This window comes from Italian clover phyllody phytoplasma str. MA1, from assembly GCF_000300695.1.
Lineage (GTDB): Bacteria > Bacillota_I > Bacilli_A > Acholeplasmatales > Acholeplasmataceae > Phytoplasma.
This window is the reverse complement of the sequence record NZ_AKIM01000162.1, coordinates 1-855: the sequence shown is the minus strand read 5'-3', so window position 1 is coordinate 855 and position 855 is coordinate 1. Positions and strand designations below refer to the sequence as shown.

Sequence of the window (855 nt, the reverse complement as noted above, 5' to 3'; positions counted from 1 at the left end):
TAAAAAAATTTCATGATTAACTTTTTTTAACCATAATTGATGAGGGTTTAGTTTATTTATTTGATATGGTTCATAAAATTCTTCTCGAAAAGAAAGATTATCAGTTTTATGATTTTTTTGCGGAAGAGAAAGAGAATGACTTTTTCTAATAAGTTCTCTGATTTCCGATTTGATTGTAGGAGTGGCATAAGCGATAAAGTCATAACCTAAATCTTCGTAATTATTGAGTGCTTTAATTAATCCTAAAATCCCTTCTTGATATAAATCTTCTTTGGTTAAAACTCGAGGATAATATTTAAATTGATTTACTAGTTTTTTTACCAAAGGTAAATGAAGTTCAATTAATTGATTACGAATTTCTAAATTCTTTTTATTTTTTAAAAAATCTTTAAATAATTCTTGTCTTAACATTTGATTCCTTTCTAAAAACGTTTTTAGAAAAGATAAGAAATTATTTTTTAGTCTTTGAAAAAAAAAAAGACTAACTTAATAGTTAGTCTTAAAGAATTTTTAAAAAGTAAAAAGTGTCTAAAGTTTTGGAACAGTTCAGGCCCAACGAAATGGTACTGAAAGATAACAACTAATTTTTCTAAAACAAATACTTTTTAGAAAAAATTATTTATTAATTTACTATATGATAACATAAAAAAAATATTATTTTGCCCTATATATGCTCTTTAAAATAAAATTATATAAATCACACACATGCAATTACTAGGCCAAAAATTGATAAATATTTTAACAAAATTACAAAAACAAATTAAAGGAGAAAACAAAAATATGAACAACAAAACAAAAAAAGATAGCGAAAATATGAAAAACGATCTTAATCAAGGAATCATTATAGGCGGTTGG

At 23.3% G+C, this 855-nt stretch carries 1 protein-coding gene; it reads right to left on the bottom strand.

Annotated features, from left to right (window positions below; genetic code table 11):
• Positions 1-411: sigma-70 family RNA polymerase sigma factor (locus tag RI01_RS03125; protein ID WP_017193215.1), on the bottom strand; the 411-nt coding region annotated here is incomplete at its 3' end.
• Between the last annotated feature and the right edge of the window lie 444 nt (positions 412-855).